This window comes from Bradyrhizobium sacchari (genome assembly GCF_002068095.1).
Classification (GTDB): domain Bacteria; phylum Pseudomonadota; class Alphaproteobacteria; order Rhizobiales; family Xanthobacteraceae; genus Bradyrhizobium; species Bradyrhizobium sacchari.
The window spans coordinates 79,975-103,173 of the sequence record NZ_LWIG01000066.1 but is presented as its reverse complement, the minus strand read 5'-3'; the positions used below and the strand labels follow the sequence as shown (position 1 = coordinate 103,173).

The window sequence follows — 23,199 nt, the reverse complement described above, 5'->3', positions numbered from 1 at the left end:
AGAATGGCCTGCCGCCCTGGCTCGCCGACCGCCTGTCGCAGGGACGTTAGAGGCCGATGCCGAAACCCCTGGTCAGATCGGGCGCAGTGATCGACGGCTACACGATCGGCGAATGCGTCCATGCCGGTGGCATGGCGACACTGTGGACGGTCACTCATCCCGGCATCGATGTGCCGCTGCTGATGAAGATCCCGCGGGTGTCGGAGGGCGAGGACCCCGCCGCGATCGTCTCCTTCGAGATGGAGATGATGATCCTGCCGCGGCTTGCGGGTCCGCACGTGCCCACGTGCTTCGGCACCGGCGATTTCGCCCGTCAGGCCCATGTCGTGATCGAGCGCATCCCCGGGACCACGCTCTACAAGCGGCTGCCCGACCTGCCGCTGCCCTATGACGAGGCCCGGCAGCTCGTCGCCAAGGTCGCGACGGCGCTTGCCGACCTGCACCGGCAGAACGTGATCCATCACGACATCAAGCCGAGCAGCATCATGTTCCGCGAGAGCGGCGAGGCGGTGCTGATCGACTACGGTCTGTCGCACCATGACCATCTGCCCGATCTGTTGCAGGAGGAGTTCCGCCTGCCTTACGGCACCGCGCCCTACATGGCGCCGGAACGGCTGCTGGGCGTGCGCGACGATCCGCGCAGCGATCTGTTTTCGCTCGGCGTGCTGCTCTATTTCTTCACCACGGGCGAGCGTCCCTTCGGCGAGGGCGAGACGCTGCGCGCGATGCGGCGCAGACTCTGGCGCGATCCGCATCCACCGCGTGCGCTGCGGCCCGACTATCCGCCCTGGCTCCAGGAGGTGGTGCTACGGTGTCTTGAGATCGAGCCGGTGTGGCGCTATCCGACGGCGTCCCAGCTCGCCTTCGATCTCGCCCATCCCGACAAGGTCAAGCTCACGACTCGCTCGGAGCGACTGAAGCGCGATCCGCTCAGCGTCGCCTGGCGGCGGCGCTTCAACCAGGGCGTCATGACGCCGCGCGCGAAATCGGATGTCGCAGCTCAGATCGCATCGAGCCCGATCGTCGCGGTCGCGCTCGACACCGCGGAAGGCGCCCCCGAGCTGAACGAGGCGCTGCGCATCACCACCGAGCGCATTCTGGCGACGTTACCTTCGGCGCGGCTTGCCTGCGTCAATGTCCTCAAGCTCAACCGCATCGCCATCGACAAGACGCTGGACGAGCAGGGCTCCAACAAGCACATCGACCGTCTGGTGGCGCTCCGGCATTGGGCCACCCCGCTGAAGCTCGACGAGAGCCGGCTGTCGGTTCACGTGCTGGAAGCGGTCGATCCGGCCACGGCGCTGCTGGAATTCGCCGAGATGAACTCGGTCGACCATCTCATCATCGGGGCGCGGCAAAATTCGTTCAGGCGTACCTGGCTCGGGAGCGTCTCGGCCAAGGTGGCTGCAGAGGCGACCTGCACCGTCACCGTGGTCCGGCCGCCGCGGATGGCTGCGGATGCGCCGAGGACAGGCGCCGGCGTGGTGTGGGGCTAGGAAAGATCAGGCCGCGTGCGCAGTGTGGGCGACGCGCTTGCGGCGGATCGGCCAGGAGAATTGCGGGCCAGGCTCGCCGTGGTCCGCGCTGCCGCCGAAATACTGGATGATCTCGCGGCAGGGCTCGCAATTGAACAGGTTACGCGACGCGGATGCCTTGGTCATTTCCTTCAGGCAGTTCGGGCAATGCGGTTTCATGGCTCAAATCCGGAAAAAAGAATATCAGTGCCGGCGAGGTGCCTGGAACGGATGGTCCAGGTCCGCCGTTTCGGCTCCGCTATCGTTGCCCCTCTCGCCTTCGGGGCGCTCGAGCCGGCCGAAGAAATAGTCGAGGTTCGGATGCGGACGCCGCGGAATCCGGCACCTGCGTTTCGGCTGGCGCTTCACGAGGGCGATCTGCACGGGCGTCAGGCCCGATAGCGGTCGCGACGGATGTTGCGGGCCGCGCGTGCCGGGGCCTCGACCGGTCCGGCCGACGGGCCGAACACAACGAACGCACAAAAACCAATCCACAACGCCACGCCAGTCCAAACCAGGGTCGTCGTCATGATGTGCTCCCGCGAAAACAGGCAGGAATCACTTGCAGTGATTTGCACGAATCAGTGAAGCCCGGATGAGTACGGATCGTCGTTGCAATTTTAGGCATTGCCCGCCGCAGGGTCCGTAAGAACCGCGGGATGCGGGCGCTGATGCTGGCGTCAGATCGCCTCGCCGCGCGCCCCGAGCGCGGCGTTGCGGATCGCGGCAATGTTGGTCTTGTAGGCGTCCTGTGTGCCGCCCCTGAACACGGAGGTGCCGGCGACGAAGGCGTTGGCGCCGGCTGCTGCCAGCGGGCCTGCGACGTCGGGGCCGACGCCACCATCGACCTCGATGTCGATCGGACGGCCCGCAACCATCGCCCGGATGTCGCGGATCTTGTTGATCGCGGAGGGGATGAAGGCCTGGCCGCCGAAGCCGGGGTTGACCGACATCACTAGCACCAGATCGACGAGGTCGATGACGTATTCGAGCGCGCTGATGGGCGTGCCCGGGTTGAGCGAGACGCCGGCCTTCTTGCCGAGCGCGCGGATGGCCTGGAGCGAGCGGTGCAGGTGGGGACCGGCCTCTGCATGCACCGTGATGTGGTCGCAGCCGGCCTTCGCGAAGGCCTCGAGATAGGGGTCGCAGGGCGAGATCATCAGATGCGCGTCGAAGATCTTCCTGGTGTGCGGACGCATCGCCTTGATGACATCGGGGCCGTAGGAGATGTTGGGAACGAAATGCCCGTCCATCACGTCGAGATGGATCCAGTCGGCGCCGGCGGCGTCAACCGCGCGCACCTCCTCGCCGAGCCTGGAGAAATCCGAGGCCAGGATCGAGGGCGCGATGGCCAGGGGGCGGGGGGTAAAGGCTTGGGTCATGGCGCTGTTTCCCGTGGCGGCCGGACGGCGAATGGGCCTCGCCTAACATGGGCCTCCGTGGGGGGCAATGCAGCAGGAGCGCGCTTCCTGTGGGCGGAAATTTCTGCCGCGACCGGCATGAATTGCCGGTGTTCCAGCGACCTGCACGGCGTGACGGACGCGGATTTCATTGAGCTTTTCGCGCTGGCACGACGCTTGCTGACGTCACCGGCAGAACATTGGCTGCGGCACGCCGCATCGGTTGGAGTTGTGCAATGTTGTTCGCCCTTGGCGCCGTCTCGAGTGCCCTCGACGCGATCCAGTCGCTGACGAACTCGAAATCGTCGTCGTCGACGCAGAAGACGGGAGCCTCGCAGAGCGCCCCGACCAACCCGTTCGCGATCGACAGCAGCAGCAACGGCACGAGCAGCAGCGCGGCCTCGTCGGTCAACGCAGGCAAACATCCGCAGATCTCGCCGGAGACGATGAACGCGTTGTTCGCGGCGCAAAGCCAGTCCTCGAACGGCACCGGCAGCGCGACCAGTTCGACGTCGTCGAGCTCGACCTCGACGAGCCGGCAGGCTGCGCTCAAGGACCTGTTCTCGCAGATCGATGCGGACGGCGACGGCAAGATCACCAAATCCGAGTTCGAGAATGCGCTCGGAGCCGGCGGCACCAACCTCAAGCAGGCCGACGACGTGTTCGCGAAGATGGATGCGAATGCGGACGGCAGCATCAATCTCGGCGAGATGACCAAGGCGCTGAGGGGCGGCCATCACGGACGCCACGCGCAGGGTGCGGGCGATGCCTCCGGCAGCGGCTCGGATTCCTCGTCGTCATCGAGCGGCGGATCGACCTCGACCACGACGACCAACGCCGACGGCTCGACCACCACCACCGTCACCTATGCCGACGGCTTCAAGATGTCGACCACGGTGCCGGGCGCCTCCAAGTCCTCCGCCAATTCGGCCTACGATCTGTTCGCGCAGTTGATGCAGCGGCAAGGCGGGCAGGGCCACGGCGCCTCAGCGACCGCCGGCTCGTCCATGTCGATGAGCGTGTGATCAGGGTCCGGCCGGGTCGGAGTATTCACGCGTGATGTCGCGGCAGGCATAGCGATCACGGATCTGCCGGTTGAAGAACGTCCCCTTCGAGCGTACGTCCCTGAAGGCGGCGGCGAGCTCGGCCGGAACGCCCTCGTAGACATAGACGCGGCCGCTGACGAACGTCACCGTCAGCTCACGACGATCGGGCGCATAGCGATGGAAGCGGATCACGGAAGACGGCATGATGGTGCACCTTGGCCCGTCTGGGCAACGCCGGACCTGCCGTTTCGTTTCTAGCCGAACCGATCCTTCCACGCCGGCTGCGCGCCGGGGAACGGCAAGGCCTTCGCGCTGTACACACCGCGGGCGATCGCGCGCGCGACCACGTTGGCCGCGACCGTGCCGAGTTCGGTGAGGCCGGCCAGCGGCTCGATCGGTTTCTCGCCGGTCGCAGCCGCAAACAGCACGTCGCCGTCGGTCGGTGCATGCACCGGATAGATGGCGCGGGCAAAACCTGTGTGCGCGATCATCGCCAGCCGCTTGGCCTGGGGTTTGGTAAGCAGCGCGTCGGTGACGACGGTGCCGATGGTGGTGTTCTCGCGCGCGCTCGCCGCGGGACCGCCCTTGATGCGCATGCGCAGCATGTCTTCGGTGAACTTGTCGGGCAGGCCGCGTCCGCCGAATTCGCCGCCCACCTCGAACGGCGCCGCCCAGAACCACGGCCCGTCGCCGACGGTGACACTGCCCACGGCGTTGACAGCGACGATCGCCGCGACCTTCACGCCACCAGGCGTCACCGCCGAGGCCGAGCCGAGCCCGCCCTTGAACGTCGCCGTCGTGGCACCGAAGCCCGCACCGACACTGCCCAGCGCGAAGTCCGTGCTCGCGGCGGCCGCGGCCGCCGCGTAGCCGAGGTCGCGATAGGGCGAGAAGCGCCCCCAGGCCTTGTCGCCGCCGTTGAGCAGATCGAACAGGATCGCGCCCGGCACGATCGGGATCAGCGCCTCGCGAACCCGGTGGCCGCGCCCCTGCTCGGCGAGCCAGGCCTGCACGCCGCCGCCGGTATCGAGGCCGAAGGCGGAGCCGCCCGACAGCGCGATCGCATCGACCCGCTCGACGGTGTTGGCGAGATCGAGCAATGCGTCCTCACGCGTGCCGGGGCCGCCGCCGCGGACGTCGATCGCTGCGACCGCAGGCTGGTCGAAAATGATCGCGGTCGTGCCGGAGGCGACTTTCGCGTCTTCGGCATGGCCGACGCGGACGCCGGCGATGTCGGTCAGCAGATTTTTCAAGGTCGCCTCACACGTTGGAGGAGTTCGCCCTTGCGATAGCGCAAGGAGGCTTCCGGCTCAACTGGCGAGCGCGGTCCTGAGCATCTTGGCAAGCTCGGACTTGCGGTAGGGCTTTGCCAGCAGCAGCACGCCGGAATCGAGCCGGCCGTGATGGACGATGGCATTCTCGGTGTAGCCCGAGGTGAACAGTGTCTTCAGGTCGGGGCGGCGGCGCGCCGCCTCATCGGCGAGTTGGCGGCCGTTCATGGCGCCCGGCATGATGACGTCGGTGAAGAGCAGGTCGATGTTCTTGTCGGCATCGATGATGGTAAGGGCTTCGGCCGCGTTGGCAGCCTCGAGCGCGGCATAGCCGAGGCTCTTGACCTGGGTCACGACATATTGCCGGACCAGCGCGTCGTCCTCGACGATGAGGATCTTCTCGTCGCCGCCGGCGATAGGGGCGTTCTGGAGCGCCTCGAACTCGGTCTCCTGCACGCCGGTCGAGCGCGGCAGGTAGATCTTTACGCTCGTGCCGTGGCCTTCCTCGCTGTAGATCTTGATGTGGCCGCCGGACTGCTTGACGAAGCCGAACACCATGCTGAGGCCGAGGCCGGTGCCCTTGCCGACCTCCTTTGTGGTGAAGAACGGGTCGAACACCCGATCGATCAAATCGGCAGGAATGCCGCTGCCGGTGTCGCTGACCGCGATCATCACGTAATTGCCGGCGGTGACGTCGGGGTTCATGCTGGCGTAGCCGTCGTCGAGGAAGACGTTGCGGGTCTCCAGCACCAGGGTGCCGCCGTCGGGCATGGCATCGCGCGCATTCAGCGCCAGATTGAGGATCGCCGTGGAGAGCTGGCCCGGATCGACCAATGTCGGCCAGGCATCCTCGGTGAGCTGCGGCATGATGGTGATCTGCTCGCCCAGCGTCGGATGCAGGAGCTTGGCGGCCTCGAGCGCCAGCGCATTGACGTCGATCTCGCGCGGCTGGAGCGGCTGCTTGCGGGCGAAGGCGAGCAGGTGCTTGGTCAGTTGCGCGCCGCGCTCGGCGGCATCGTCGATCAGCTTGGTGATGGCGGCAAGCTCAGGCCGGTCGGCCACGGCATCGGCCAGGATGCCGATCGTGCCGGTGATGACGGTCAGCACGTTGTTGAAGTCGTGAGCAACGCCGCCGGTCAGCTGGCCGATCGAATCCATCTTCTGGACCTGCCTGAGCTGGGCCTCTGCGGCCTGCTTCTCGGTGAGGTCGCGGCCGATGAAGAAGTGGCGTTTCACGGGCTCGGACCAGGTGCCCATCCAGTTCAGCGTGACCTCGTGACCGTCGCGGTGGTAGTAGCGCGCCTCGAAGCTGCGCTTCACCGCGCCACGCCGGGCTGCGCGCATCTCGCCCCGGGTCCTCTCGAGGTCGTCGGGGTGGATGAACTCGATCGCGCTGTGCCCGACCATGTCCTCCGGGCTGTAGCCCAGGATGTCCTTCACGCTGGGGCTGACCTGGATGAAATTGCCGAAACCGTCGGTGACTAGGATCAGGTCCTGCGAGGTCTCGAAGATGCGCTGGCGCTCCTCGATCTCCCGGTTGAGCGCGATCTCGGCCCGCTTCCGCTCCGTCACGTCGCGGGCCACCTTGGACGCGCCGATGATCTTGCCGTCGGTCGAGCGCAGCGGGACCTGGCTCAGCACCACGTCGATCGGCTGACCGTTCTTGTGCAGCCGCACGGCCTCCTGCTGGTCGATGACCTCCCCATTGCGGGTGCGCGCCAGATTCTCGGCGACGTCCTCACGCAACTCGTCCGGCATGATGATGTCGATGGGGCGGCCGACGGCCTCGCTGGCGGAGTAGCCGAAGACGCGCTCGGCTGCGTTGTTCCAGGTGGTGATCGTGCCGTCGAGCGATTTGGTGATAATGGCGTCGTTGGAGGATTCGACGACGGCGGTGAACAGCCGCTCGCGCTCGGCGTGATAGTCCCGCTCGGCGTCCGACCGGCGTTTCAACGCGCCGACCATGCCTGCGGTCTGGGCCTGGAGGCGGACGTTCTCGACCAGGAGCACGGCGAGCACGAAGGTCGCCGAGCAGAGGCCGTAGAGGCGGCCGGCGTAGAAGCCGAGATCGAAGCGCGCGACGTTCACGATCGCCGAGAGCGCGATGTCGAACAGCCAGGCGCACATCACGACCATGAGCCAGATGTCTATCACCGAATGCGGTTTGCGGAACCAGAGCGAGACGAGCGCGGCAAAGCTCAGCGACCATACGAAGGAGACGACGCCGATCATGGTCGGCGTGTAGCGGCCGTCGCGCAGCAGGACCGGGAGCAGGTCGTGCTGGGCGGTGACGATCCAGGCGAAGACAGTCATGGCGGCGATGACGCCGGCCACGATGGCGCAGATCGCGCCGGCCGTCGTGCCGCGAATCCTGGCGCCGCCATCGGCCTCCTTCAACCAGGCATAGCCCAGCACGCAGATCGGGAAGCCGGCGTGCCAGATCATGTAGAGCCAGACCGTGGTCTGCCGGCCGGCACCGAAAAGCCCGGTCGGCGTGAACAGGCCGGGGAAGGTCAGGGCATGAACCAAAGCTGCGGCGGCGGTGAACAGATAGCCGCTCGCTAGCCACAGCAGCGCGCGGGTCCGCAGCACCGCAAACTGCGACAACAGCAGCACGGCGGTGACGATGTCGCTCACGGCGAGGGCGGACTGATAGCTCGCGACAAAGGCCGGGACGGGCAGGAGCGGGATGCCGGCGAAGGGAACCGCCAGCGCGAACAGGATCGCGGACACGCCGACAATCGCCAATGCAGCGGTGCGGTCGGTCGAGGTGGCCGGCAGGGTCGAAAGAAATGTGCTTCGGTCGATCGTTGCGGGCACGTCCACCTCTCGCAGACCGGTATTCGCCATCTTCATCGGCGTCATTCGGATCGCCGCGGCCCCATGGTAGCGGGTTATGGGCTCGCGTCCTGAACCGCTGGGGTTGCGACTCAACCGAAGGTTACAGCTTACTTAATTTGGGTGGGAACACGGAATAGGGATCGGTAAGGTGCGCTTTACTGAACGGTGCCATAATGCCCTCCCGCCGTGCTGGGTTCCAGGTTTGAATCATTCGATTTGATCTCGATATCGGGAGTCGTTCCCTATGCCCCGCGTTCTCATCATCGACGACCAGAAGGACGTTCGCGCCATGGTCGCGATCGTGCTCCGGGTCAATCGTTTCGAGGTCGTGGAGGCCGAAAGCGGCGCGGCCGGGCTGAAAGCCTTTGCGGAAGGCCCGTGTGACGCGGCGATCGTCGATATCTTCCTTGGCGACAGCAGCGGCGTCGACGTCATCGCGAGCCTGCGCGAGCGCGCGCCGGAACTCCCCATCATTGCGGTGTCCGGGATGACGACACTCGATTTCCTGGACCAGGCGCCTCACCTCGCCAATGTGGTCTGCCTGCAAAAGCCGTTTCGGCCGAACGACCTCCTGCAAGCACTGCGGAAGGCCCAGGCGGCGGCCGGCGGTGAGCTGCCCGCGGCCGTCTGATCTTGGCGCGAAAGAAACGCCCCGGGCAAGCCGGGGCGTGGTGATGGCAGCTTGAGGCCCGGCAAGAGTGTCAGGTGCCGTTGCCCTTGATCTCGGCGTAGCCGCCCTTGGCGTCCCATTTGTAGACGACGTAGTCGATCTGCTTGATGTCGCCCTTGGCGTCATACTCGATCGGGCCGATCACGGTGTCCCACTTGCCGGCCTTCATCGCCTCCATGACCTTCTTGGCGTCGGTGGTGCCCGCCTTCTTGGCGGCCTGCGACCACACCTGCATCGCAGCATAGGTGTAGAGCGTATAGCCTTCGGGGTCGATGTTCTTGGCCTTGAAAGCGTCGACGATCTTCTTCGCGGTGGGCTTGTTGCGCGGATCGGGGCCGAAGGTGAACAGGGTGCCTTCGCCGGCGGGGCCGGTGATGGAGGCGTATTCCTTGTCGGCGAGCGCGTCGCCGGCCATCAGCACCGTCTTGAGGCCCTGGTCGCGCATCTGGCGCAGGATTAGGCCGCTCTCCTGATGATAGCCGCCGACATAAACGAGGTCGATGTTGTCACGCTTCAGGCGCGAGACGATCGCGTTGAAGTCCTTGTCACCCTTGTTGTAGGACTCGTACATCTTCTCGGTGATGCCGGCCTTGTTGAGCGCCTTCTTGGTCTCGTCGGCAAGACCCTTGCCGTAGGTGGTCTTGTCGTTGAGGATCGCGATGTTCTTGCCCTTGTAGTTCTTGGCGATGTACTGCGCCGCGATGAGGCCCTGCTGGTCGTCACGGCCGCAGACGCGCGCCACGTTCCACAGCTTGCGCTCGGTGAAGAGCGGGTTGGTCGAGGCCGGCGTGATCTGAAGGACGTTGCCGTCCGCATAAGCCTCGGAGGCGGGGATCGACGACGACGAGCAATAATGCCCGGCGACGAAGGGCATCTTGGCGCTGGCGATCTTCTCGGCGACCGAGCGTGCCTGCTTCGGATCGCAGGCATCGTCCTCGACGGAGAGGGCGAGCTTCTTGCCGTTGACGCCGCCGGCGGCGTTGATATCGGCGACCGCCATCTCGGCGCCGTTCTTCATCTGGCGGCCGAAGGCGGACTCGCCGCCGGTCATCGGGCCTGCGACTGCGATGGTGACATCCTGCGCGAATGCCGCGCTCGACAGCGCGATGGACGCGCCGAATGCCAGACCGATGAGCTTCAGTGATTTCATGAGATACCTCGCGGGTGGTCGCCTGTGGAAGTCGCCGGGCATGCCCGGTCCAAACCGGCGCCATTCTTGAATGAATTCGAGGAGAAGTCACCGGCAAAATACGGGCATTGGCGGAGATATCTCGCCACATTCGGACGCATGCGATCCGACTCAGCCGTGCCTGCCGCCTTCCAGATAGGCGGCGCGAATCTCCGGGCGCTGCAGCAACTCGGCGCCGGTCCCGGCCAGCGTGATCAGGCCATTGACCATGACATAGCCGCGATGGGCGAGCTTGAGCGCGTGATTGGCGTTCTGCTCGACGATCAGGACGGTCAGGCCGTCCTGCCGGTTCAGGGTGCGGATCGCGTCGAAAATCTGGCGGGCGATGAGCGGCGCGAGCCCGAGCGAGGGCTCGTCGAGCAGGAGCAGGCGGGGACGGCTCATCAGAGCGCGGCCGATCGCCAGCATCTGCTGTTCGCCGCCGGACAGGGTTCCGCCGCGCTGGGCGTAGCGTTCCTTCAGCCGGGGAAACAGCGTGAAGACACGCTGGAGCGTCGCCTCGCGCTCCGCATCGGTGCATCCGGTGGCATCGGCCCCCATCTGCAGGTTTTCGGCGACGCTCATGCGCGGGAAGATGCGGCGCCCCTCCGGCGATTGGGCGATGCGCAAATGCGCGATCTCGTGGGTCGGCACGCCGGTGATGTCGCGGCCTTCGTACAGGATCTGGCCCGACCTGGCGCGCGGCTTGCCGAAGATCGTCATCATCAGCGTCGACTTGCCGGCGCCGTTGGCGCCGATCAGCGCCACGATCTCGCCGGCATTGATCTCGACATCGACGCCCTTCAGCGCCTCGATCTTGCCGTAGGCGGCGCGCAGGGACCGGATCGCGAGCAGGGGATTGGGGGCCGCCGTCACGTCCCGCCCTCCATCACGGCCGCGGCCTCGTCCTCGTCGGTGCCGAGATAGGCTGCGATCACCTTGGGATCGTCGCGGACCTCGCGCGGCGTGCCTTGCGCGATCTTCACGCCATGGTCCATCACCACGATGTGGTCGGAGATTTCCATCACCACCGACATGTCGTGCTCGATCAGGAGGATCGATGTGCCGAGCTCGTCGCGGATCGAGAGCAGCAGCTCGCTCAAGGCGGCGCTTTCGCGCGCGTTGAGGCCGGCCGCGGGCTCGTCCAGGCACAGAAGCGCGGGCTCGGTGCACATCGCGCGCGCGATCTCGAGCCGGCGCTGGTCGCCATAGGCGAGGTTGCCGGCCGCATCGTCGGCGCGGTCGAGCAGGTGGACGCGCCTCAGCCAGTCGGTGGCGAGGTCGATCGCGTGCTTCTCGGCGTCGCGGTACACGGGGGCGCCGACGAGACCGAGGAAGGTGAAGCCGGAGGCGCGCATTAGCGCGTTGTGCTGCGCCACCATCAGGTTTTCCAGCGCGGTCATGCCGGGAAACAGGCGGATGTTCTGGAAGGTGCGCGCGACCTTGGCCTGCTTGGCGATGCGGAAATCGTTCAGCCGCTCCAGCGCGATCGTCCGGCCGTCGTCATGGGTGAGGCGGATGCTGCCGCCGCTCGGCTTGTAGAAGCCGGTGATGCAGTTGAAGACGGTGGTCTTGCCGGCGCCGTTGGGTCCGATCAGCGCCGTGATCTTCTTCCGCTCGGCGGCGAAGGAAAGGTCTTGCACGGCGACGATGCCGCCGAAGCGCATGGTCAGCCGGTCGACGCCAAGAATCCTATCATTGATCTTGTCGCCGCTCATCCGTGCCCTTCCTTGACGAGGTCGGACGAGATCGCCTGCGCCTTGGTCAGGTACACGGTCGGGGCGCGATGGCCGATCAGGCCGCGCGGCCGCCAGATCATGATCAGCACCATGGCCATGCCGAACACCAGCATGCGATAGGTCTCGAGGCCGCGGAACAGCTCGAAGCCCCCGATCATGGCGAGTGCGGCGAGCGCGACGCCGAGCTGCGAGCCCATGCCGCCGAGCACGACGATGGCGAGCACCAGCGCCGATTCCTGGAAGGTGAAGGATTCCGGGCTGATGAAGCCCTGGCGGGTGGCGAAGAACGCGCCGGCAAAGCCGCCGAACATGGCGCCGGTCGCGAACGCGGTGAGCTTCGTTGTCGTGGTGTTGATGCCGAGGGCGCGGCAGGCGACCTCGTCCTCGCGCAAAGCCTCCCAGGCACGACCGATCGGCAGGCGGCGCAAGCGGATCGTCACCCAATTGGTGAGCAGCGCGAGTGCCAGGATCAGGTAGAACAGGAAGACGATGCGATGGGTCGACGAGTACTCGATGCCGAGTTTCGCAGCGAGGCCGTCGTCGCTGTTGTCGAGCGGGATGCCGAAGAATGTGGGACGGGGAATGCCGGAGACGCCGTTGGGACCACCGGTCAGGCTCTGCCAGTTGATGATGACGAGGCGAATGATCTCGCCGAAGGCCAGCGTCACGATGGCGAGGTAGTCGCCGCGCAGCCGCAGCACGGGAAAGCCGAGCAGCACGCCCCAGAACGCGGCGAGGATGCCGGCAAGCGGCAGGCAGATCCAGAACGACCAACCGAAATTGGTGGCGAGCAGCCCGTAGGAATAGGCGCCCACGGCATAGAAGGCGACATAGCCGAGATCGAGCAGGCCGGCGAGGCCGACGACGACGTTCAATCCCCAGCCCAGCATGACGTAAGTGAGCACGAGGATCGCGAGGTCGAGGATGTAGCGCTGGTTATAGAAGATCACCGGCACCAGCAGCGTGAAGATCAGCAGCGCGGGCGCGAGATAGCGGCCGACGAACGACAGGCCGCTTTGCACCGCCGGCGGCACCAGCTTCTCGGTCCCGGCCGGGCCCATCCATAGCCGCAGGAGCTCGATCACGATCGAGCCGCCGAACACGATGGCGACGAGCGAGGCGAGCTCGCCGAAACGCGTCCAGTAGGTGAGCTGGCCGTCGGGGCCCGCCTCGGTGCGGATGCCGACCATCAGCGAGAACAGCACCAGCGCCACGAGGGCGTTGATGAAGGCGGTCTTGAGGAGGGAGGAGATGCCCGTTGCAGGCTTTGCCGTCATGGTCGGGGGAGCTGTCACGCGGCCGGTCCGTCAGACTTTTTCGACTTCGGGACGGCCGAGCAGGCCGGTCGGCATGAAGATCAGCACGACGATCAGGATCGAGAACGCCGCGACGTCCTTGTATTCGACCGAGAAATAGGCCGACCAGAACGTCTCGATCAGGCCGATCGCAAGGCCCCCGAGCATGGCGCCCGGCAGCGATCCGATGCCGCCGAGCACGGCGGCGGTGAACGCCTTGATGCCGGCGACGAAGCCCATGAAGAAGTCGACCAGGCCGTAATAGAGCAGGTACATCAGGCCGGCGACCGCGGCGAGCGCCGCGCCGATCACGAAGGTCATGGAGATGGTGCGGTCGACGTCGACGCCGAGCAGCGCCGCCATGGTCTGGTCCTGCTCGCAGGCGCGCATGTCGCGCCCGAGCCGGGTGCGCGAGACCAGCCAGGTGAAGATCGCCAGCAGCACGATGGTGGTGATGACCACCATGATCTGGATGTTGGAAAGCTGGATGACGAAGCCGTCCGTGCTTTCATGCAAGGTGTAGCCGCCGGTGATGAAGGGCGGGATCGGCTTGACTCGTGCGCCTTGCGCCACCTGCGAGTAATTGGTCAGCACGAAGGACATGCCGATCGCCGACAGCATCGGGGCGAGGCGGAAGGAATGGCGCAGCGGCCGGTAGGCGATGCGCTCGATGGTCCAGCCGTAGAGCGCGGTGATCGCCATCGACACCAGCAGCACGACGAGCAGGATCACCGGGATCGCGGTGAGGCCGAGCGAAATCAGGATCAGGAAGGTGATCAGGGCGATGAAGCCGCCGATCATGAAGACGTCACCATGGGCGAAATTGATCATGCCGACGATGCCGTAGACCATCGTGTAGCCGATCGCGATCAGGCCGTAGATGGAGCCCAGGACGAGGCCGTTGATGAGCTGCTGGGCGAAATAATCCATGGACTGCCGTTACCCAAGACTGCCGTTACCGAATCTGACGTGGCTCAAAGGGAGCTCTTCGAGAAGAGTTCTTGGGCCCCGGCAGCCCTTGAGCGTTCTGCCGGTTTTGTAACAGGAGGGAACTGGCCGCCGCAACAGCCCACGCCTCGGCAGAAGGTCTTGTACAGAGGTCATTTCGGCTACGAATGTCATCTCGGAGGTTCCGCAGGTGCGAGGAACCGGGTTCCGACGGCAACCAAAACGGCTGCCGGCTGTTATTTCCGTCCTGACGTCCAACAAGGGAGTTCCCCCCGATGACGAAGCAGCAGAACCAGAATCCGGGTCAGCAGAATCAGAACCCCGGCCAGCAGCGCCCCGGCCAGCCAGGGCAGCAGCAGGGTGGCGGTCAGAAACCCGGACAGCAGCAGCAGAACGACCCGATGCGCCAGGGTGATCGGCCCAGCCAGCAGCACGGTGGCCAGCGCGATCAGGACAATTAGTTTGGGAGCCCAGAAGTAAGAGGGGGCCCCGCCGAAAGGCGGGGCCTTTTTCTTTCCGCCTCTTGCCTCGTCATTCCGGAGCGGCGCGAAGAGCCGAACCCGGAAGCTCGAGATTCCGGGTCCGGTGATGATGCACCATCCCGGAATGACGATGTCTGTGGGCCAGTTAAGGTAAACAAAGGGTTTAAATTGCCGCCGTAGTCCGATGCGAGTTAGCTCCCGGCAAAGCCTTCCCTCGAAGGCGGATGGCAGGGTGACACGGGTATCGGCATGTTCGGGAATTGGCGGATCGGTTCGGTCAACGGCGCGCTGCTGGCGGCCTATTTCATCCCGGCCTGGACTCTCGTCGCCTTCAACATCTTTGTCGCACCGGTGCACGGCCTCTACGAGCGACCGAGCGTCGCGGTGGCGCTGTTCCTCAGCGATCATCTCCAGATGGCAGGGATGGACACGGTGCGTGCCGCCTGGCTGCTGGCGCTGGGACGGCTCACCGTCGTGGCGTTCTTCGCGATCTACCTCGCGCTGCTGTGCATTCCCCGGCCCCGTAGGAACGGCGGCAGCGACGAGGCGCTCGCCATCGCGCTGGCGATCGGCAGCCTGATCTCGTTCGCCAGCATGGTCATGGCCTCGAAGGTCGGCGAGACGGCCGCCCTCCGCCTGCATGCCACCGAGCTTCTGCTGCTGCTGGGAGCTGCGATCGTGATGGTGATCGAGCGGCCGGAGCCGGCACCAAAGGCCGTCGAGGCCGCGACGCCGCTAGATCTTGAGCAGGCCGAGCTCCTGCACAATCGCTGAGGCCTCCTTGACGGCGTGGTTCGCCGCCGGCACGCCGCAATAGATCGCCTGCTGGAGCAGGATTTCCTTGATGTCATCGGGCGTGAAGCCGCCCTCGGCGAGCGCCGCGCGCACGTGCAGGCGGAATTCGTCCCATTGCCCAAGCGCGACCATGGTGCCGATGACGAGCACCCGCCGCGTGCGCTCGTCGAAATGCGGCCGCGTCCAGATCTCACCCCAGGCATAGCGGGTAATCAGGTCCTGGAAATCGGTGTTGAAGGCATTGCGGTTGACGATCGATTTGTCGACCCAGGCATTGCCCAGCACTTTTCGCCGCACGTTCATGCCGGCATCGCGGCGCTTCTGGTCGTCCATGGTGTTTCTCCTCTTTCGTCATTGCGAGCGCGGCGAAGCACTCCAGTCTGTCTCCGCGGAGGGGTTTCTGGATTGCTTCGCTGCGCTCGCAATGGCGGCTGGGGCTAGCGTTGCGTCAGGAATCCCACCACCGCGTCCGTGAACGCGTGCGGCTGCTCGACATTCGAAATGTGCGCGGCGTCGATGATGGTCATGCTGGCGCCCGGAATGCTGGAGCGGATCAGCTCGCCCGCCGAGATCGGCGTCGCCATGTCGTGGCGGCCGGCAATCACCAGCGTTGGGCTCTTGATCTTCGGCAGCAGCGCGCGCTGATCGAGCGTCGATAGCGCCTCGCAGCAGGCGAGGTAGCCATCGAGGGGGGAGGCCAGCAGCATCGCTTTCATCCGCGCGGCGATCTCGGGCTCGCGCTCGCGGAAATCGGCCGTCAGCCAGCCCGCGAGCACGGCGTCGGCGACCGCCGCGATGCCGCCCTTCTTCACGGCGTCGATGCGCTCCAGCCATTTGGTCGGCTCGGCGTAGTAGCAGGAGGTGTTGGCGAGGATGAGCTTGCCGAACCGTTCAGGCGCATTGGCGCCCAGCCACTGCCCGACCATGCCGCCCATCGACAGGCCGCACCAATGCACCTTCTCGATGTTGAGGTCGTCGAGGATCGCGAGCACGTCGCGGCCGAACCGCTCCATCGTATAGGGACCGGGCGGAACATTCGACTTGCCATGGCCGCGGCGATCGTAGCGGATGACGCGGAACACCTGCGTCAGCGCCTTCATCTGGGGCTCCCACATCTGGAGCGTGCAGCCGAGCGAGTTGGAGAGCATCAAGGTCGGCCCGCCGTCGCGGCCCTCGACGGAGACGTTGAGCAGGCAACCGTCGGCATCGATCATGGGCATGCGGCGTCTCCGTTTTATTCGCGGTCGAGGCTGTCCAGCAGGCGGTCGATCAGGGCCTGCGACGCCCCTTGATAGGCCATCGGCTCGAACAATGCCGCAATTTTTTCCGGTGTCAGATGCGCGGTGACGAGCGAATCGGCCGCGAGAATTTCGCGCAGATGTTTCTTCTCGGCAACCGCGCGCTTGCTCGCGGCCTCGACGAAATGGTGTGCGTCGCTCTTGCCGATCTTGTCGGCCAGCGCAAAGGTCACCGCTTCAGCCATGATCAACCCGTGCGTCGTATCGAGATTGCTGCGCATCCGTGCGGCATCGACGTCGAGGCCCTCGGCGATGTCGACGATGGCGGCCAGCGCTCCCGAGGTAACCAGCATCAATTGTGGCAGCGTCGGCCATTCTGCGTGCCAGGGTCCGGCGCTGCGCTCATGATCCTGCACTTGGGCAGCAAAAATCGTCGCGGCGAGCTGCGGGGCCATGGTGGCGGCGCCGAGCGCGCTTGCGGCCGCGACCGGGTTGCGCTTGTGCGGCATGGTCGATGAGCCGCCGCGGCCTTCGCCGGCTGGCTCGAACGCTTCGCCGACATCGGTCTGCATCATGAGCGAGACGTCGCGCGCGATCTTGCCGCAGCTACCGGCGAGGATCGCGAAGCATGATGCGGCCTCCGCGATGCGATCGCGATGGGTGTGCCAGGGTGCTTCCGGCAGCGGCAGGTTCAGCTCCTGCGCCAGTCTTTCCGCAACAACGAGCCCCTTGTCGCCGAGGGCGGCGAGCGTGCCGGCGGCGCCGCCGAATTGCAGCGCAAGGCCCTCGCGGCGGAGCCGCCGCAGGCGACAGCGGGCACGGGCGAGGCCCGACGCATATTCGGCGGCCTTCAGCCCAAACGGCATCGGTAGCGCGTGCTGGAGCCAGGTCCGCGCCACCATGGCGGTGTTGCGATGGGCGCGGGCGAGCGCCGCAAAACCCTTGATGGCGCGGCTGAGGTCGGCATCCAGTGCATCGATGCCGGCGCGCAGGGTGAGCATGGTCGAGGTGTCGATGACGTCCTGGCTGGTCGCGCCCCAATGCACATAGCGCGCGGCCTCCCCATCGGCTTTCGCGACATTGGCTGTCAGCGCCTTCACCAGGGGAATCGCGAGATTGCCGGATCGCGTCGCGGCGTCGGCGAGGGCCGCGATGTCGACGGAAGAGGCCTCGCAGGCGGCTTCAATGGGCCCGACAGCGGCCACGGGAATCACGCCCGTGGCGGCCTCGGCCCGCGCCAGGGCTGCCTCGAAATCGAGCATGTGCTGCAGCGTGGACTGGTCGTCGCAGACGGTGCGCATGGCTGCGCTCGACAGCATCGGCGCGAGCAGGGGGGAGAGGGATGTGCTCATATCGTGCGGGACCTAACCATCATGGCCCGGCTCTGCCAATCCAAATCCGCTCGCGCAAGCTTTTTGCAGTTGCGAATATGCATTGCACGTGACCGGGGGGTGGCCTTTCCTTTGCGGCCTCCGTGCGTTACTTGAGCAGCACTATAGTTACGCGGTCCAGGCTCGAAATTCCGGGAGGCTCCCCATGGCCATGACAATGAACGGCGAAGTCCAGCTCGCAGCGACGCGCGAGGCCGTGTGGGCCAAGCTCAACGATCCCGAGGTGCTGAAGGCCTGCATCCCCGGCTGCGAGGAGCTGGAGAAGACCGACGACGGCGGCTTCCGTGCAACGGCAAAAATGAAGGTCGGACCAGTGTCGGCGCGCTTCAAGGGCAAGGTGATGCTCTCGGATCTCGATCCGCCGAACGGCTACAAGATCTCGGGCGAAGGCGAGGGCGGGGTGGCCGGCTTTGCCAAGGGCGGGGCGGCGGTCAAGCTCGCGGAGAAGGACGGCGGCACGCTGCTCTCCTATGACGTGGAGGCGCAGATCGGCGGCAAGTTGGCGCAGCTCGGACAGCGCCTGATCAACGGCACCGCGAAGAAGCTGGCCGACGAGTTTTTCGCGAACTTCGCCAAAGCTGTCCAGGGCTAGCGCTACAGGGCGGAAACCTATCGCCTTTCGGCATGGCGGCTTGCGTCCGGGGTGATGTTGCCCCAGGGGACAATGGCCCATATGATAGGTTGGAATAATTATAAGAACCGCTTCGACGGGACCCGTTGGGGCGCTGATAGAGAGTGCTTATGGCAAAAATCTCCCTCATCGTGAACGGCAATCCTGTGACGGCCAACGTCGACCCCCGCACGCTTCTGGTGCAGTTCCTGCGCGAGAATCTGCGTCTGACGGGCACCCATGTCGGCTGCGACACCTCGCAGTGCGGCGCCTGCGTCGTTCACCTCGACGGCAAGGCCGTGAAGTCCTGCACCACGCTTGCCGTGATGGCCGACGGTCATGAGGTCAAGACGATCGAGGGGCTGGCCGCCGATGGCGCGCCGCTGCATCCGATGCAGGAAGCCTTCCGCGAACACCACGGCCTGCAGTGCGGCTTCTGCACGCCGGGCATGATCATGACCGCGATCGACATCGTGCACCGCAAGGGCAACGAGCTCGACGACCATACGATCCGGGAAGAACTAGAAGGCAATCTCTGCCGCTGCACCGGCTACCAGAACATCGTCGCCTCGATCTCCGCCGGCGCCAAGGCAATGGCGAAATCCGATCTCGCGTAACGCGCATCCCGCGATCAGGACATTCAGATGTACGAATTCAAATATCATCGCCCCGGCACCGTGCGCCAGGCGGCCAACCTGCTGGTGAAGAACGAGGACGCCAAGGTGATCGCCGGCGGCCACACGCTGATTCCCGTCATGAAGCAGCGCCTCGCAAGCCCGCCGCATCTGGTCGACCTCTCCCATATTGAGGGGCTCGACACGATCGAGATGAAGGGCCGCTCGCTCGTGATCGGCGCCACCGCCAAGCACGCGGAGGTCGCGACGTCCGTGATCGTGGGCGAGTCGATCCCGGCGCTGGCGAGCCTTGCCGGCGGGATCGGCGATCCCGCCGTGCGTCACAGGGGCACGATCGGCGGCTCGCTCGCCAACAACGATCCGACCGCGGATTATCCGGCTGCGGTGCTCGCGCTCGGCGCGACCATCGTCACCAACAAGCGCCGCCTCAAGGCCGAGGAGTATTTCCAGGGCCTGTTCACGACCGCGCTCGAGCCCGACGAGATCATCACCAAGGTGATGTTCCCGCTGCCGAAGAAGGCCGCCTATATCAAGTTTCGCAACCAAGCCTCGCGCTACGCACTTGTCGGCGTGTTCGTGGCGCGCCGTCCGTCGGACGTCCGCGTTGCCGTCACCGGCGCCGGCTCGGAGGGCGTGTTCCGCGTCACCGCGTTCGAGGAAGCGCTGAAGAAGCGCTTCGCGTCGAAGGCGATCGAAGGCATCGACGTGCCGGCGGACGGCCTCAACAGCGACATTCACGGCAGCGCCGAATACCGCGCACATCTGATCGGGGTGCTGACGCGCCGCGCCCTCGATGCCGCCAACGCCAAGGAGTGAGGTGACCTCACTCCCCGGCGATACTTGCCCCGTGTGGGGCGCAAACGAGACTGGCCTTTCATGACTTCAGCGGCCACTACTTCCGGTGCCAATACTTCAGTTGGATTGCCGTCGTCGGTCGATGCGATGCTCGAACTCCTGACCTCGCGCGGCTATCTCGCCGAGCGGGCGCTGGCGACGGTGACCTATCTGTCACTGCGCATGGGACGGCCGCTGTTCCTTGAGGGCGAGGCCGGGGTCGGCAAGACCGAGATCGCGAAGGTGCTGTCGGCGGCGCTGGGGCGGAAGCTGATCCGCCTGCAGTGCTACGAGGGCCTCGACGTCTCCTCCGCGGTTTACGAGTGGAACAGCGCCGCGCAGATGATCGCGATCCGGATGGCGGAAGCCGCCGGCGACACCGACCGCGATCAGCTCTCGAGCGATATCTTCGCCGACCGCTACATGATCAAGCGGCCGCTGCTCCAGGCGCTGGAGCCCGACGTTGCCGGCCCGCCGGTGCTGCTGATCGACGAACTCGATCGGGCCGACGAGGCGTTCGAGGCTTACCTGCTCGAAATCCTCAGCGACTTCCAGGTGACCATCCCCGAATTCGGCACCGTGAAGGCGCCGCATCCGCCGATCGTCATCATCACCTCCAACCGCACCCGCGAGATCCACGACGCGCTGAAGCGGCGCTGTCTCTACCACTGGGTGGATTATCCCGCTGCCGAGCGCGAGCTGGCGATCGTCAAGACGCGCGTGCCCGGCATCTCCGCCAAGCTGTCGCAGCAGGTCGTCCGCTTCGTGCAGGCGTTGCGCAACCAGGACTTCTACAAGGCGCCTGGCGTCGCCGAAACCATCGACTGGGCCACCGCCTTGTCGGAGTTGGATGCCCGCTCGCTGACCCCGCAAGTGGTCGGCGACACGCTGGGCGCGCTGCTCAAGTACCAGGACGACATCACCCGCATGCAGGGCGATGCCTTGCAGAAGGTGCTGAAGGAAGCGACGAGCGAGAATTGATCTCGCGCCACAATTGAGCTCGTCATTCCGGGGCGCGCGAAGCGCGAACCCGGAATCCATCGGGCGGCGTAGATTGTGGATGAATGGATTCCGGGCTCACGCTTCGCGTGCCCCGGAATGACCGGAAGATGAGTACCAGCATGGCCATCAACCACCTTGCCCCCGAGCAGACCGAGCAGTTCGCCGACAACATCGTCGGCTTCGCCCGCGCGCTGCGCTCGGCCGGGATGCCGGTCGGTCCCGGCGCCGTCATCGACGCCATGAGCGCGCTGCAGGTGATCGACATCGGCAACCGGTCCGACGTCTTCACCACGCTGGAGGCGATCTTCGTCAAGCGCCATGAGCATGCACTGATCTTCAAGCAGGCCTTCAACCTGTTCTTCCGGCCTTCCGAAGAATGGAAGCACATGCTGGATTCGGTGCCGCTGCCGGGGCAGGCCAAGAAGAAGCCGCAGGCCGGTGCCCGCCGCGTCCAGGAGGCGATGTCGCAGCCGCGCATGACCGAGACGCCGCAGCACCAGGAGCAGGATTTGCGCCTGTCGGTCTCCGACAAGGAGATCCTTCAGAAGAAGGATTTTGCGCAGATGAGCGCGGCCGAGATCACCGAGGCGCTCCATGCCGTCGAGCGGATGCACCTGCCGCAGGCCGAGCTTTTGACGCGCCGGCACCGGCCTGACGCGCGCGGCCTGCGCCTCGACATCCGCCGCACGCTGCGCGCCTCTTTACGCACCGGCGGCGACATCATCGACATCCATCGCCTCGGGCGGATCGAGAAGCCGGCGCCGATCGTGGCGCTGCTCGACATCTCGGGCTCGATGAGCGAATACACCCGCCTGTTCCTGCATTTCCTGCATGCGATCACCGATGCGCGAAAACGCGTCTCGGTGTTCCTGTTCGGCACGCGCCTCACCAACGTCACCCGCGCACTGCGTCAGCGCGATCCCGACGAGGCGCTGGCAAGCTGCTCGGCCTCGGTCGAGGACTGGGCCGGCGGCACGCGGATCTCGGCCTCGCTGCACAACTTCAACAAATTGTGGGCGCGCCGCGTGCTGAGCCAGGGGGCCATCGTGCTCCTGATCTCCGACGGGCTGGAGCGGGAGGCCGATTCCAGGCTTGCCTTCGAGATGGACCGGCTGCACCGGTCCTGCCGGCGGCTGATCTGGCTGAACCCGCTGTTGCGGTTCGGCGGCTTCGAGGCCAAGGCCCAGGGCATCAAAATGATGCTTCCGCACGTTGACGAATTCCGCCCGGTACATAATTTGAGTTCGATCCAGGAGCTGATCACGACGCTCTCCCGGCCGCTGCCGCCGCACCACCGCAGCCTGATCCGCTCCGCAGCTTGAGAGGCCCCACCATGCTCGATCGCGACGAGGATATCCTGAAGGCGGCGGAGGACTGGCAGAAGGCCGGCCGTGGCGTCGCGCTGGCGACCGTCGTCGAGACCTGGGGCTCGGCGCCGCGCCCGGCGGGCTCGAGCCTCGTCATCAACGACGAGGGGACCTTCCTAGGGTCAGTCTCCGGGGGCTGCGTCGAGGGCGCCGTGGTCACCGAGGCCATGGACGTGATCGAGAGCGGCAAACCCAAGATGCTGGAGTTCGGCGTCGCCGACGAGACCGCCTGGAATGTCGGGCTGTCCTGCGGCGGCACCATTCGCGTCTTCGTCGAGAAGGTCGGCTAGCCGTGAAGCTCGCAATCCTGCACGAACTCAATGCCGAGCGCGCCGCGCGCCGGCCCGTGATCCTGGTGACCGACACCGAGAGTGGCGAGCAGCGCCTGGTGAAGGCTGCGGATTTCGCAAAAGACCCGCTGCGTGGCGAGCTGGAAAAGCAGCTTCGCATGGGCAAGAGCGCCAATGTCGAGGCCGGCGGCAAGAGGCTGTTCCTCAACGTCTACGCGCCGACGGCAAAGCTCGTCATCATCGGCGCGGTCCATATCAGCCAGGCGCTGGCGCCGCTGGCGCGCTCGCTCGGCTACGACGTCACCGTCGTCGATCCCCGCACGGCCTTTGCCAGCCCCGAGCGCTTCCCTGACATTCCGCTCGTCGCCGAGTGGCCCGACACGGCGTTGCCGCCGCTCAACGTCGATGCCTACACCGCCTTCGTTGCGGTGACGCACGATCCCAAGATCGACGATCCCGCGCTGCTGCACGCCTTCGAGCGCAACTGCTTCTATATCGGCGCGCTCGGCTCGCGGAAGACGCATGCCAAGCGCGGCGACCGGCTGCGCGCGCAGGGCGCGAAGGAAAGCGACATCGCGCGCATCCATGCGCCGATTGGGCTGGCGATCGGCGCGGTCTCGCCGTCCGAGATCGCGGTGTCGATCATGGCCGAGATCACGGCGG

General features: G+C 65.8%; 26 protein-coding genes. 12 read left to right on the top strand and 14 right to left on the bottom strand.

Annotated features, from left to right (window positions below; translation table 11 throughout):
* The first annotated feature begins 56 nt into the window (after window positions 1-56).
* On the top strand, window positions 57-1,496 hold the full coding sequence (locus A5906_RS38970) for a serine/threonine protein kinase (protein WP_080140367.1): 1,440 nt from the start codon (window positions 57-59) through the stop codon (window positions 1,494-1,496).
* Window positions 1,497-1,502: 6 nt separating this feature from the next.
* Here the strand turns inward: A5906_RS38970 and A5906_RS38965 are convergent, their stop codons facing one another.
* The 3 genes from A5906_RS38965 to rpe all read right to left on the bottom strand — a co-directional run bounded on the left by A5906_RS38965 (window position 1,503) and on the right by rpe (window position 2,896).
* On the bottom strand, window positions 1,503-1,694 hold the full coding sequence (locus A5906_RS38965; protein ID WP_063195324.1) for a hypothetical protein: 192 nt from the start codon (window positions 1,692-1,694) through the stop codon (window positions 1,503-1,505).
* A 209-nt stretch (window positions 1,695-1,903) separates the two neighbouring features.
* Complete coding sequence (locus tag A5906_RS43465) at window positions 1,904-2,044, bottom strand: hypothetical protein (protein WP_167523486.1); 141 nt, start codon at window positions 2,042-2,044, stop codon at window positions 1,904-1,906.
* 150 nt (window positions 2,045-2,194) lie between these two features.
* Window positions 2,195-2,896 carry a ribulose-phosphate 3-epimerase gene (gene rpe / locus A5906_RS38955; protein ID WP_080140365.1) on the bottom strand — a complete coding sequence of 234 codons (702 nt, stop codon included), beginning with the start codon at window positions 2,894-2,896 and terminating at the stop codon, window positions 2,195-2,197.
* 254 nt (window positions 2,897-3,150) lie between these two features.
* Between rpe and A5906_RS38950 the strand changes: the two genes are divergently transcribed.
* Window positions 3,151-3,939 carry an EF-hand domain-containing protein gene (locus tag A5906_RS38950; protein ID WP_080140364.1) on the top strand — a complete coding sequence of 263 codons (789 nt, stop codon included), beginning with the start codon at window positions 3,151-3,153 and terminating at the stop codon, window positions 3,937-3,939.
* Here the strand turns inward: A5906_RS38950 and A5906_RS38945 are convergent, their stop codons facing one another.
* From A5906_RS38945 to A5906_RS38935, 3 genes are read right to left on the bottom strand one after another with little or no spacing between them, the layout of a single operon-like run.
* On the bottom strand, window positions 3,940-4,164 hold the full coding sequence (locus tag A5906_RS38945; protein WP_080140363.1) for a KTSC domain-containing protein: 225 nt from the start codon (window positions 4,162-4,164) through the stop codon (window positions 3,940-3,942). It abuts the gene before it with no gap.
* A 50-nt stretch (window positions 4,165-4,214) separates the two neighbouring features.
* Window positions 4,215-5,213 carry a P1 family peptidase gene (locus tag A5906_RS38940; RefSeq protein WP_080140362.1) on the bottom strand — a complete coding sequence of 333 codons (999 nt, stop codon included), beginning with the start codon at window positions 5,211-5,213 and terminating at the stop codon, window positions 4,215-4,217.
* 57 nt (window positions 5,214-5,270) lie between these two features.
* Window positions 5,271-8,096, bottom strand: coding sequence for a PAS domain S-box protein (locus tag A5906_RS38935; RefSeq protein ID WP_136615803.1), 2,826 nt, complete (start codon window positions 8,094-8,096; stop codon window positions 5,271-5,273).
* A gap of 220 nt (window positions 8,097-8,316) precedes the next feature.
* On the opposite strand from A5906_RS38935, the gene A5906_RS38930 reads away from it, so the two are divergent.
* Complete coding sequence (locus A5906_RS38930; protein ID WP_080140361.1) at window positions 8,317-8,703, top strand: response regulator; 387 nt, start codon at window positions 8,317-8,319, stop codon at window positions 8,701-8,703.
* A 70-nt stretch (window positions 8,704-8,773) separates the two neighbouring features.
* Here A5906_RS38930 and A5906_RS38925 read toward each other — a convergent pair whose 3' ends face one another.
* The 5 genes from A5906_RS38925 to A5906_RS38905 form a co-directional block, all read right to left on the bottom strand.
* Complete coding sequence (locus A5906_RS38925) at window positions 8,774-9,892, bottom strand: branched-chain amino acid ABC transporter substrate-binding protein (RefSeq protein WP_080140360.1); 1,119 nt, start codon at window positions 9,890-9,892, stop codon at window positions 8,774-8,776.
* 150 nt (window positions 9,893-10,042) lie between these two features.
* Complete coding sequence (locus A5906_RS38920) at window positions 10,043-10,786, bottom strand: ABC transporter ATP-binding protein (RefSeq protein ID WP_080140359.1); 744 nt, start codon at window positions 10,784-10,786, stop codon at window positions 10,043-10,045.
* Window positions 10,783-11,628: an ABC transporter ATP-binding protein gene (locus tag A5906_RS38915; RefSeq protein ID WP_080140358.1), complete on the bottom strand. Its 846-nt coding sequence runs from the start codon at window positions 11,626-11,628 to the stop codon at window positions 10,783-10,785. The genes A5906_RS38920 and A5906_RS38915 overlap by 4 nt, the downstream gene beginning before the upstream one ends.
* Window positions 11,625-12,926, bottom strand: a complete 1,302-nt coding sequence (livM, locus tag A5906_RS38910; RefSeq protein WP_080140357.1) for a high-affinity branched-chain amino acid ABC transporter permease LivM — start codon at window positions 12,924-12,926, stop codon at window positions 11,625-11,627. The genes A5906_RS38915 and livM overlap by 4 nt, the downstream gene beginning before the upstream one ends.
* Before the next feature lie 30 nt (window positions 12,927-12,956).
* Window positions 12,957-13,874 (bottom strand): ABC transporter permease subunit, encoded by a 918-nt coding sequence (locus tag A5906_RS38905; protein ID WP_080140356.1) that lies wholly within the window; start codon window positions 13,872-13,874, stop codon window positions 12,957-12,959.
* 293 nt (window positions 13,875-14,167) lie between these two features.
* Here A5906_RS38905 and A5906_RS43460 point away from each other — a divergent pair, with 293 nt between their 5' ends.
* A complete protein-coding gene (locus tag A5906_RS43460; RefSeq protein ID WP_080140355.1) occupies window positions 14,168-14,353 on the top strand; it encodes a hypothetical protein in 186 nt (61 codons plus the stop codon).
* 270 nt (window positions 14,354-14,623) lie between these two features.
* Window positions 14,624-15,148, top strand: coding sequence for a hypothetical protein (locus A5906_RS38895; protein WP_080140354.1), 525 nt, complete (start codon window positions 14,624-14,626; stop codon window positions 15,146-15,148).
* Here A5906_RS38895 and A5906_RS38890 read toward each other — a convergent pair.
* The 3 genes from A5906_RS38890 to A5906_RS38880 form a co-directional block, all read right to left on the bottom strand.
* On the bottom strand, window positions 15,110-15,502 hold the full coding sequence (locus tag A5906_RS38890) for a carboxymuconolactone decarboxylase family protein (protein ID WP_080140353.1): 393 nt from the start codon (window positions 15,500-15,502) through the stop codon (window positions 15,110-15,112). The two genes, A5906_RS38895 and A5906_RS38890, sit on opposite strands and share 39 nt — an antisense overlap.
* A gap of 104 nt (window positions 15,503-15,606) precedes the next feature.
* Entirely contained in the window at window positions 15,607-16,389 is a 783-nt protein-coding gene (gene pcaD, locus A5906_RS38885; protein WP_080140352.1) for a 3-oxoadipate enol-lactonase, read from the bottom strand.
* 14 nt (window positions 16,390-16,403) lie between these two features.
* Entirely contained in the window at window positions 16,404-17,759 is a 1,356-nt protein-coding gene (locus tag A5906_RS38880) for a 3-carboxy-cis,cis-muconate cycloisomerase (protein WP_080140351.1), read from the bottom strand.
* A gap of 184 nt (window positions 17,760-17,943) precedes the next feature.
* On the opposite strand from A5906_RS38880, the gene A5906_RS38875 reads away from it, so the two are divergent.
* The 7 genes from A5906_RS38875 to A5906_RS38845 form a co-directional block, all read left to right on the top strand.
* A complete protein-coding gene (locus tag A5906_RS38875) occupies window positions 17,944-18,390 on the top strand; it encodes an SRPBCC family protein (protein WP_080140350.1) in 447 nt (148 codons plus the stop codon).
* Window positions 18,391-18,539: 149 nt separating this feature from the next.
* Complete coding sequence (locus tag A5906_RS38870; protein WP_008137528.1) at window positions 18,540-19,025, top strand: (2Fe-2S)-binding protein; 486 nt, start codon at window positions 18,540-18,542, stop codon at window positions 19,023-19,025.
* Window positions 19,026-19,052: 27 nt separating this feature from the next.
* The gene (locus A5906_RS38865) at window positions 19,053-19,859 is read left to right on the top strand and encodes an FAD binding domain-containing protein (protein ID WP_080140349.1); all 807 of its coding nucleotides are present in this window, start codon (window positions 19,053-19,055) and stop codon (window positions 19,857-19,859) included.
* A gap of 60 nt (window positions 19,860-19,919) precedes the next feature.
* Entirely contained in the window at window positions 19,920-20,858 is a 939-nt protein-coding gene (locus tag A5906_RS38860) for an AAA family ATPase (protein ID WP_080140348.1), read from the top strand.
* Between the two features lie 140 nt (window positions 20,859-20,998).
* Window positions 20,999-22,201: a vWA domain-containing protein gene (locus tag A5906_RS38855; RefSeq protein WP_080140347.1), complete on the top strand. Its 1,203-nt coding sequence runs from the start codon at window positions 20,999-21,001 to the stop codon at window positions 22,199-22,201.
* Window positions 22,202-22,212: 11 nt separating this feature from the next.
* Complete coding sequence (locus A5906_RS38850) at window positions 22,213-22,536, top strand: XdhC family protein (RefSeq protein WP_008564652.1); 324 nt, start codon at window positions 22,213-22,215, stop codon at window positions 22,534-22,536.
* A 2-nt stretch (window positions 22,537-22,538) separates the two neighbouring features.
* The coding region (locus A5906_RS38845) for an XdhC family protein (protein ID WP_080140346.1) at window positions 22,539-23,199 on the top strand (661 nt) is incomplete at its 3' end.